Source organism: Priestia sp. YIM B13489, assembly GCF_042787645.1.
Classification (GTDB): Bacteria; Bacillota; Bacilli; order Bacillales; family Bacillaceae_H; genus Priestia; species Priestia megaterium.
Genome location: NZ_JBHZOQ010000018.1, coordinates 1 through 10,879, shown reverse-complemented (window position 1 = coordinate 10,879; position 10,879 = coordinate 1). Strand labels below are relative to the sequence as shown.

Sequence of the window (10,879 nt, the reverse complement as noted above, 5' to 3'; positions counted from 1 at the left end):
TACTTTTTTTTATTAGATAGGGACATTTAAGATAATCTTTAAACAACTAGTTGCTTTGCCCAGTTAGAACCAACCATTTTATCATTATGGAGATTTGATTCAAGAATTTGAACAAAAAAATTAAGTCTGAATTTACTTTTCTCATTTGACTCTTAATTTCTTGAGGGGGTTAACAGCCGAGATTACTATAATTTTCTTAAACTCATGATTGTATCTTTCACCCGCACATCTACGTTCCATTTCAGACAAATACCCTCAAAAAAATTATAAGGATTTAATTAAATAGCGTCTATGCAACTATAACAACTCCACAAAATAATGGCAATTATTATTTTATTACATATGAAGGTTAAATTTATTAATAATATCTTAACTTTTTCATAAATTATCTAGATGAAATATTTATTAATTGAATAGGAGTATTATTATGAACACTCAAATAGAAAAAAACAGAAGAGAATTTGAAAATTCAATGAATAGAATCCAAAAATCACCACAAGACTTGAATACCCAAATGTCAATTGCAAGGGAAGCAGCTACCAAAGCATGGCTTGCGCATCCAGGATTTTACTTTCACAATCAATTAGAAGAAGAGTTACTTTCCTTAGGACAAAAATTTAAATATGTACCTAATAAAAATGTAACTCTAAAAAAAAACACCACAAAGACTTGCTATTTACATGTATTAACTACAGCTTATCCAACAGGTGGACACACACGTTTAGTGGAACGTTGGATTAGAGCACGAGCTCATTACAATGAAGTTCACTCTATTATTATAACTGACCAAGGGCTCGGAATACCCTCTTGGCTTTCAGAAGCTGTTCAATTAACTGGTGGTAATTTAATTATTATTCCTTTAGGTTTAAGTGTAAGTGAACGATCCCAGTTTTTGAGAACTGTTGCATATCGTTGGGCAGATAGAATAATATTGCATATACATCCTAATGATTCAATTCCTCTTATAGCTTTTGGAAATACAGAAGGGCCCCCAGTTATATTTTTAAATCATGCCGATCATGTATTTTGGTTAGGTGTAGGTATTTCAGACCTAATAGCGGACCCCAGAGTTCCGGGCCAAGAAATTTCGCTATCTAGAAGACAAGTTAAACAATCAGAGATATTACCTTTACCATTGAACAGTAAACAATTACTTTCAACTAGCCAATACAAAAAAAAATTCGGAATTAACGAGGACACGGTTGTTTTGCTTACAATTGCCTCTGCATTTAAATTTATTCCATTTGGTATATTGAATTACATGAAGGTGATGACTAATATTATAAACCAATGTCCAGATGTAATTCTATATGTGATAGGAGCTGATAAGAATAATGAATTATGGCAACAAGCAATAAGTGCTACAAATGGAAGAATTATTGTTCAAGGAGTATTAGAGGATATTGAAGACTACTACGGAATAGCGGACATTTTTGTAGAAAGCTTTCCTATGAGTTCACCAACAGCTGCCTTAGATGCTGCGCTATATGGGGTGCCCGTTGTTAGATCTCCTAAACCTCTATCCAATATTCTTACTATAGAATATTATGATGGAATGAATCAAAATGCGTTAAGCCTTAATGAATATAGCGAATATCTAATAAATATTATTAATGATAAGAAATTAAGAGTAACCCAGACAGAAAGGCAAAGAACAGCTGTTTCAGCAAAACATATAGGGAAGGGGTGGAATGATTATTTAGATAACCTATTGACAAAGATTCCTTCCAACCATTCCATTGGTTTTTCAAACCAGATCCCATCTAATATAGATTACACATATGATGAAATAAGAGCACAAATGCAACTATTAAATGGGGGAGGTTAACACTCTTTATTTTTGAAAGTGAGGGATAAAAAATTCATAAAATTTTAGAATGGGATTCTAACTTTTTTGGATTTAAAGTTGCTATATATTCTCCTAGTGATACAGATAGAATTACTTTTCTTAGTGAAATAGAAAACATGAGAAAACAAGGAATTACCTTAGTTTATTGTATTGAGGAAAAAATAAGTCCGCTAATAGAGACATATGTAAAATCAGTTGGTGGATATTTAGTAGACAATAAATTAACTTATAGGAAAGAAATAAAGAAAAAAAATATACAACAAATTAATTACCCAAATGGGTATACAGTAGAACAATATAAAGAAGGCATTCCAACTGCAAAAATGAACAATCTAGCAATTGAAAGTGGTATACATTCTAGATTTAATAATGATCCTAAAATTAACTCTAATGTTTTTAAGAAACTATATAAAACTTGGATGTATAATTCCGTAAATAAAACTATCGCTAATGAAGTATTCATTGCTAAAGATAATAATAATATCGTAGGAATGATGACATTAAATAAAATAAAAAATGAAGGCCGTATTGGATTAATTGCTGTTGATTTTTTGAATAGAGGGCAAGGAATAGGAAGTTCCCTCATCCACCAGGGTGAATTATGGTGCATATCAGAAGGTCTTGAAAGTTTTCAAGTTATTACTCAGCAAAAAAATAAAGAAGCTTGTTACCTATACTCAAAAAACAAATTCATACTGAGGAAAAGTGAAACTGTATACCATATCTGGCTAAATAATTAGGGCTTTAATTTTAAGGAGGAAATAATGATTCCTTTTAATGTTCCTGCTGTAACTGGAAATGAAGAGAAATATATTCTTGAAGCCATTAAGAATGGAAAACTTTCTGGAGATGGAATTTTCACCTCAAAGTGTCATAAGTGGTTAGAAGATTACTTAGGATGTCCTAAGATTTTGTTGACAACTTCTTGTACTCACGCCTTGGAAATGGCAGCACTTTTGATAAACATTAAAGAGAATGATGAAGTCATTATGCCTTCTTATACATTTGTTTCCACAGCAAATGCTTTTGCATTAAGAGGTGCGAAAATTGTTTTTGTAGATATTCGAAAAGATACTATGAACATTAATGAAAAAATAATTGAGGAAGCAATCACCTCAAAAACGAAAGCAATTGTACCAGTTCACTATGCAGGTGTTTCATGTGATATGGATTCTATCTTAAAAATTGCCAAAAAATACAACTTATTTGTTATAGAAGACGCTGCTCAAGGAGTTATGAGTAAGTATAATAATAAAGCTCTCGGGTGTATTGGTCATATAGGTTGTTATAGTTTTCATGAGACAAAAAATTATACTTGTGGAGAAGGTGGAGCATTAGTTATTAATGATCCAGAACTAATTGCACGAGCAGAAATTATTCGAGAAAAAGGAACAGATCGATCTAGGTTTTTTCGAGGACAAGTAGATAAGTATACTTGGGTAGACATTGGTTCTTCATATTTACCCAGTGAACTCAATGCTGCATATTTATTTGCTCAATTAGAAAAATCTTTAGAAATTAATGCTGAGAGATTAAAGCATTGGGATATCTACTATAAAAACCTCCAACCTTTAGCCGAGAAGAGAGCTATTACCTTACCTTTCATTCCTAGTGAATGTACTCATAACGCTCATATGTTTTTTATCAAAGTGAAAGATTTAAAGGAACGAACCATGCTTATTAAATATTTAAAACAAAATAATATCATGAGTGTTTTCCACTATATCCCTTTACATTCATCAAAGGCAGGGAAACTAATGGGAAAATTTCATGGAACTGATAAATATACTACATCAGAAAGTGAAAAGCTTATTAGATTACCTATGTTTTTTAAATTAAAGGAAGAAGAAATACTTTATATTTGTCAATGTTTACATCAATTTTATAAATAGAGGTTTATTAAACCTTAACTAAATTTATAAGTTAATAAGCTATTTAATTAAATGTATTTCATTTAATTTTCCAATCAGTCTAACAGTAGAAGATTCTATATGTCATTTTGTCCTTTGTCTAACTTTATTGTTATATTTTTCTCAATGTATAGAAAAAAACCAATAAAGTTAAGGATTTTATAGACATCTATTTATTTCTTCTCTAAATAAAAGAATATTCTCTATTTATTCCTACATTGACTTTACTTTTAACAATGTAGATAAAGTAACTTAAAGGAGATTAAATAATGGAAAAAGAAAATAAATATTTAGTCACTTTTCTTCATTTACCTAAAACTGGAGGTACAACTCTCCGTAATATTCTAAGAACACAATATCTTCCAGAAGAGATATTAGACTTGCCTAGCACTAACGATTTCATAGACTGGAGGATCTTACAAAAAAATAAGAAAATAAAATGTATATGGGCCCATGTGCACCTAGGAATATATCTAGAAATACCATTTGAAAAAAAATTTTCACTATGTTAAGAGATCCTATAGATAGAATCATTTCTTTTTATTACTATTGGTTGAATTGTGGACTAACAAGCAAAAGTTTAGAAGAATTTGTTAATTCAAATGAACCACAACTTTTTAATCTTCAAACAACTTTCATTTCTGGTAAGCCCTTAGGAATAGAACCAGATTTAGAAGTTGCAAAAAAGAATTTAACTGAAAAGATTTCCACGTTTGGGATTATGGAAAATTTTAACGAATCTCTCTTTTTATTAAAAAAAGATTTTGGTTGGAGCAATTTAAATTATGAAATTGCTAATGTTACTCCTAACAGACCTAATAAAAAGCAGCTACCTTCAAAAATTATAGATGCTATAAAAGAAAAAAATGAATTAGATATTAAACTATATACGTATGCAAAGAAAACTTTTAAAGATAGACTTAATCTCTTGGATTCGCATACACAACAAGAATTAGGAGACTTTATAAAAAAATAGCTGAATGACCTAAGGGATATAATTTTTCCATTCGTTCAAACATGTAAAAATTCCAATTACATCACCTCATCTATCTTAGAATATTTTCAAAGGATAAGAGAATGCATATTGGATATTCTTAATTTCTCATGATATAAACACCTTTTAAATCTTAACCAATTTTTGAATTATGGAAAATCTTGAAGTTATTATAGTTTCATGGACACCATTTAATTAAGTACTTATAATTTTTTTGAGGGGATTTGTCCGAAATGGAACGTAGACGTGCAGGTGAAAGACTTTTCCCCTATTCGTTCAGAGAAAGAGGACCTGACACCAAAAGAGTTGTCCGAAACCCAGAAAAAACCCTTCACTTAAAACAGGAAGTAGAAATCCTAAAAAAGGCTGTGATCATATTCTTGAAAAAGTAATCAAAGCAGAGCTCAACGATTTTATCGAGGAACACAAAAATCAATACTCCGTCCCGAAAATGTGCAAAGTAGCAGCTACCATGACTTTCTTGAAAAAACAACGTCCAAGCGTGAACTGGAAAATAAGGCTTGCTATAGCGTCCGAAAATTCATAAAACCTCATTAAACAGAAGTTTAAAGCGTGTCCAGTGTTTAATGAGAGAAGTGGGCATCCGTTCGATTACCAGGAAAAAATACCGTCCGTCCCTCTCAAAAGAAAAGGTTGTGCAGCTGGATAATCTTTCAAAAAGAGACTTCTCTACCAGTACAGCACGACCAATGAAAAATGGGTGATGGATATTACGTATATTCCTACGGTAAGAGACTGGTACTATTGGGCCACTGTATTGGATCTCCATCTCAAAAAATCGTTACTTATTCTTTTTCTCCTTTCATGACATTACAATTGGTAATCGAAGCACTTCAAAACGCCTGTTTTTCTCAAAAATCCCAAAAGGGGTTAATTGTTCATACTGATTTTGCCTCACAATATACTCGCAGTGAATTTACTCAGCATGTCCCAAAACACGGAATTAGGCATTCTTTCAGCCAGAAAGACTGTCCTTATGACAATGCCTGTATAGAATCATTTCACGCCATTCTAAAGAAAGAAGAAGTTTATCGTACTCAGTATGCAAATTACCGTGCAGTGAAGCTTGCCGTGTTTCAGTTTATAGAGACCTGGTATAACTGAGACAGAATTCATAGTATCCTTTTTACTTTCACTGACACAAAAACCCAATCAATATAAAAATTAATTCATATACTATCATAGTACTTGTCCTTAAATAAAAGGAGATGAAATAATGTCTCATTGTAAGCTATTTACCAATATTAAATTAGGTCAAAATCTCTTTATAACATTAAAGAATGGTAGACAAATTTGCATTAAATTTTTAAATTTTGAGGAACTTAAAGGCTGTGTGAAGGGGATAACATCCGACGGAGTAATTGTTAGTTTTGACTGTAAATCAGTATTAAATTTTTGTACATCTTGTCCTCCTCTAACGTCTACAACCACTACTTCATCTACAACCACTACTTCATCTACAACCACTACTTCATCTACAACTACTGATGTTAGAAATTTAAATTTTATCAAGAAAACAAACTTTGGATATTTTAATTTTCAATAGATATTTCTTTTTATTGGAATATATTTCATGTTAATTAAATATAAGAAAGGGTTTTTTCATGTTTGTATATATAGCTAATACCAGGTCGAATAATATTTCAATTATTAATGCTAAGACAGATAATACAATAGCCACTGTACCAGTTGGGGAATTTCCCATAGCATTAGTCGCTAAGTCAAATCAAAATTTTGTGTATGTATCCAACTTCTTTAGTAATAGTGTTTCTGTCATTAATACAAATACAAATTCAGTAATTTCTACTATTGCAGTAGGGGCGAATCCTCGAAACCTAGTCATAACGCCAGATGAAGAACTAATTTATGTAGCTAATCAAGGCTCAAACAATGTTTCTGTTATTAACACTCTGACAAATACAGTAACTGCAGTAATTTCAGTTGGAGATGCTCCAAACTCTTTATCCGTCACACCAGATGGAGGAATGATTTACGTTACAAATTTATTCTCCAATACTGTCTCTGTTATTGATAGACATTCAAACTCGGTAATCTCTAATATTTCTGTTGGTCAAAATCCTTTTGATTTAGTGATAAGTCCTAATGGCCAACGTATTTATGTGACCAATCAATTCTCTAATACTGTCTCTCTCATTAATAGGCACACGAATACAGTAGAGGCAACTATTCCAGTAGGAAATGCTCCTCGATCCTTATCAATTACACCAGATGGAAATGAACTATATGTCACAAACTCCAACTCAAATGATATCTCAATTATCGATACTACTAGTAATACTGTTACTAACCTAATATTAGTGGAAAATTTTCCGTTAATTGTAAAAATTACACCTAATGGAGAATATGCTTATGTAACTAATACAGGTGATAATAACGTTTCAGTTATTAATGTATCTACTAAATGTATTATAGCTACTATTCCCGTTGGATTAAACCCTCAATCTATAGCCATCACACCTGATAATAAGAAAGTTTATATTCCTAATTCCTCTTCTAACACTGTCTCTGTTATTGATACGAAGTCTAACAATTTAAATAAAACCATTCAAGTTGGCTTAAGCCCTTTTGCAATTTATATTGCAAGAAATATATAATTTATCGAAAATGTTTCATTTTAGTTTATAGGGAATTCCTAATTATTAAATTAAAATAATAACGAAAGCAATAAGTAAATGCTAATAATTTTAGCTTTTGTAAGCTAAAATTATCAGCGTAGTTTCAATATTCTATGAGTCACGACATTTTATACTGATTGGGATCAAAAGATCCATTAACCATCCACAGTTTTATCTCATTATAGACTTGATTTGCATATCTTTTAATTGAACAAAAGACCTTTATAAAGCTGAATGCTTTTTGGTCTCTTGTTTGCTCTAGCGTCCATCTCGTATTCAATATTATTAAGTTAGATATGTTAATTTAAAAAAAGTTTTTTAGTAATAATTATTGTTTGATTAAGAAGGAATTATAACCCATAAGAATTAAAGCTAGCTCCACATTAAATTATTCGTTTGTAAATAGAAATAACACTTGCCATCATATCATTAAAATATCCACGTTTTTTGCAACGCATCTTACAGTTAGATTGTATATACATAGCAGTTAGACGCTTCTTCTACAATAAGATTAGCAAATCTATAGTTATCTAAAAGTATACATTTTATAAAAATACCTCTTTCTAAATACACCTTTCACTAAAAATTTCATACGATAACAAAGTGGAAAATTCCAAAAATATTAATTAAGAGCAGTTAAAGGCTATATTTAAACATAAACTAAGACAAAAATGGTTAAGCATAACAAAAATTCGAGGGCGTTATGAAACAATCTATCATAAGTTTTGAACGAACAATTCATAATATAATTGGATCAAACAAATAGGCAATAGGGATTTTTATTTGTACAGAAACATATGTTTAAATGTACTATCTAAAGTTTCTTTAGATTTTATTCGAATTAAAAACTGAATTTTCCGAAAGAAGGTGTGTTAATGAAAAGAGCTGTTGTAGTTTTTGTAGAGGATAATCCGCATTTATTACTTCAATTAGGTTGCTTATATACATCTATAAATTATATCCAATCAGAAGATACCGATTTAGTAGTGTTTGGAACAAAAGAAGCTTTAAATAAGATACCAAGTGACTGTATAAAAGTTCAAGTCGGAATAGCCGATAACCCTCCAGAATTTTTAAACTATCGTTTTATTAACTCAATTAGTTGTTTAGCAGGTGAAGAAGCTACATTTTTAGATGAATATGATTATATTTTAAGGACAGATGCAGATACTTTTTTAACCCCTGCTTGGAATTCTTATTATCCCACATCCTACACAGTAGGACGAGGTGGGTATGTTAATGATCAAAAAACCATTTCAAACCTTAAACAGTTAGCTTCCAAACATAATCTCCGCCACCAAGGTTTTCATAATTTAGGATCTACACACTATGGAAACCCTCAAACAGTTAGAGAAGTGTGTAAGATTGGAGTTTTTCTTTCTGAAAAACTTTTGACAGAAGAATTTAAAGAGGATGAAGGCAAATGGCCTAGTTGGTATAAAGGAGTTGCAACAATGTATGGTTGTGAAATTGCAGTTAACCATCTAGTAGATAATATAGAAGTTGATACACAAAACCTGGACTATGGAAGTGCATCTGAAGATTCCATTTATTCTCATTCACATATACATTGTTGGCACACAGATAACATGTTTTCCAAATTCCATTTTACAGCCGGTAATTATGATAAATTAAGTACAGAGAACTTAGATATTAATAAAATCAAAGACTATTGTCTATTTATAGCATTAAATTCCAAAAAGCTTTTTCCTCTTAAATAGCAATTAATAAAGCAACTAATCTAAATAGTGTTGTAAATTATTATTCGTTTCTTAACTCAATTAAAACATTAATAAATTTATACTATGTATTTTTGGGGTTAAGGGATAGAAAGGAGTTAATTAATTTGTCTTATTATAGTTTTGTGATTCCATGCTACAACAAATCCCAATTAACTGAACAAGCAATTACTACTTTAATAAAATCACTTAACAATACACACCTGGAAAAAGGTATCGAAATCATAGTGGTAAATGATGGATCTATAGACGATACAAAAAAAGAAGTCAATAAATTAAAAAAAATATATGATACAAATAAAATTAATATAATTCCCATTAATTTAGAAATAAATATGGGGTATCCAGTTGCTGTAAACATGGGCCTCGCAGAATGCAAGGGAAATATTATAAGTATATTAAATAATGATTTGATATTTCCTGATCATTGGTTTGATGGAATTGTAAATACATTAGAGAATGACGACTCTATAGGGATGGCTGTTCCTTACTTGTCCTATGCTTATGGCCCTCAAGGTCTTGGATTAAGTTTTAATTCACCTGAAGAAATGCAAGAGTATGCAGAAAAATTTATGAGAGAAAACAAAGATAAACTTATATACGCTCATAAAGTAATTGGAGCATGCATGTGTTTAAAAAAAGAGCTATTATCATTAATAGGTGGAAATGATTTTTGGTTTGGAATGGGTCTATATGATGATGATGATATATGTTTAAGGGCAGGGATTGCTGGCTATAAAATAGCAATTGCTGGTTCTTCTTTCGTCCAACATATTGGAACAGTTTCCTTGAACCAAGAACCTATAAAGTTAAATGCAGCTTTTGAATCTAATGTAAGTAAATTTTGTATAAAATGGAATAGAAATGGTTTTAGTCATGCTGATCGGAAAGGTATCATTGAAAACGTTGTATATAATAAAAATGAGCATTTTATTCCTTTTAAACTAGAACATTTCAAGCAAAACTACAACAAAGTTATCAAGCAGGATGATTATAAAAAGATACTATTCGTAGCAGATTGGACTAATAAAGACTCTCAATGGAAAACTAAATTATTAAATATTATAAATGATTCTATATTTACTGAAAAGAAGGGGCATTTACACTTCTGGATTCCAAAAACATATTTTCCAGAAAAAGAATTAGAAACTGCATTAAATACTGTACTAGGAGATAATTATCCATTTATAAAATATATCTTTGATGATATTTACCCTTCTAACATATTAGGTTTTTTAAAGGGTTACAATAATTTTATAGAAGTAGAGAATGATTATGTTAATCGCTACTTTTATTATCTTTTCAAAAATTCACAATGAGAATAACTTGCATGGTAGTAAATATACTGTAAAATAAAATATTTTTTATTGAGTTGTATAATTAAAAAACACAAACAGGAAGAGGACCAGTCTCATAAAATAATTAATAGTTACTGGTTCTTACAGAACTAAAGAGGTGATAATAATGTCTTTATGTAAAAAATTCAAAAAATTAGTACCTGGAGTACAAATTTTCGTAACGTTTAGAAGTGGAAAACAAATTTGTTTGAATTTTACTGATTTTTGTCCTATTACAGGACGTGTTACAGGTCTAACTGCTGAAGGAATTATAACATTTAATTGTGAATCCGTTCTAAGTATAAGTACAACATGCCCTCCTCCAACAACGACAACCACTACTTCTACAACAACGACAACCACTACTTCTACAACGACAACCACTACTTCTAC

Annotated in this window: 10 protein-coding genes; 9 read left to right on the top strand and 1 reads right to left on the bottom strand. The window is 30.6% G+C overall.

What is annotated here, in order from left to right; all coding sequences use genetic code 11:
* The first annotated feature begins 427 nt into the window (after nt 1–427).
* From ACFX4W_RS01140 to ACFX4W_RS01100, 9 genes are all read left to right on the top strand, one after another.
* Nucleotides 428–1,828: a glycosyltransferase gene (locus ACFX4W_RS01140; RefSeq protein ID WP_377559077.1), complete on the top strand. Its 1,401-nt coding sequence runs from the start codon at nt 428–430 to the stop codon at nt 1,826–1,828.
* A 137-nt stretch (nt 1,829–1,965) separates the two neighbouring features.
* The gene (locus ACFX4W_RS01135) at nt 1,966–2,589 is read left to right on the top strand and encodes a GNAT family N-acetyltransferase (RefSeq protein WP_377559075.1); all 624 of its coding nucleotides are present in this window, start codon (nt 1,966–1,968) and stop codon (nt 2,587–2,589) included.
* A 24-nt stretch (nt 2,590–2,613) separates the two neighbouring features.
* On the top strand, nt 2,614–3,741 hold the full coding sequence (rffA, locus tag ACFX4W_RS01130; protein ID WP_377559074.1) for a dTDP-4-amino-4,6-dideoxygalactose transaminase: 1,128 nt from the start codon (nt 2,614–2,616) through the stop codon (nt 3,739–3,741).
* 287 nt (nt 3,742–4,028) lie between these two features.
* Nucleotides 4,029–4,271: a hypothetical protein gene (locus tag ACFX4W_RS01125; protein WP_377559073.1), complete on the top strand. Its 243-nt coding sequence runs from the start codon at nt 4,029–4,031 to the stop codon at nt 4,269–4,271.
* The gene (locus tag ACFX4W_RS01120) at nt 4,265–4,735 is read left to right on the top strand and encodes a hypothetical protein (protein ID WP_377559071.1); all 471 of its coding nucleotides are present in this window, start codon (nt 4,265–4,267) and stop codon (nt 4,733–4,735) included. Before ACFX4W_RS01125 ends, ACFX4W_RS01120 begins: the two co-directional genes overlap by 7 nt.
* Nucleotides 4,736–5,470: 735 nt before the next feature.
* The gene (locus ACFX4W_RS01115) at nt 5,471–5,878 is read left to right on the top strand and encodes a DDE-type integrase/transposase/recombinase (RefSeq protein WP_377559069.1); all 408 of its coding nucleotides are present in this window, start codon (nt 5,471–5,473) and stop codon (nt 5,876–5,878) included.
* Nucleotides 5,879–6,378: 500 nt separating this feature from the next.
* Entirely contained in the window at nt 6,379–7,389 is a 1,011-nt protein-coding gene (locus ACFX4W_RS01110; RefSeq protein ID WP_377559067.1) for a beta-propeller fold lactonase family protein, read from the top strand.
* A gap of 896 nt (nt 7,390–8,285) precedes the next feature.
* Complete coding sequence (locus ACFX4W_RS01105) at nt 8,286–9,131, top strand: DUF7164 domain-containing protein (RefSeq protein WP_377559065.1); 846 nt, start codon at nt 8,286–8,288, stop codon at nt 9,129–9,131.
* Nucleotides 9,132–9,256: 125 nt separating this feature from the next.
* A complete protein-coding gene (locus tag ACFX4W_RS01100) occupies nt 9,257–10,468 on the top strand; it encodes a glycosyltransferase family 2 protein (RefSeq protein ID WP_377559063.1) in 1,212 nt (403 codons plus the stop codon).
* Nucleotides 10,469–10,588: 120 nt separating this feature from the next.
* Here ACFX4W_RS01100 and ACFX4W_RS01095 read toward each other — a convergent pair.
* Nucleotides 10,589–10,879: hypothetical protein (locus ACFX4W_RS01095; RefSeq protein WP_377559061.1), on the bottom strand; the 291-nt coding region annotated here is incomplete at its 5' end.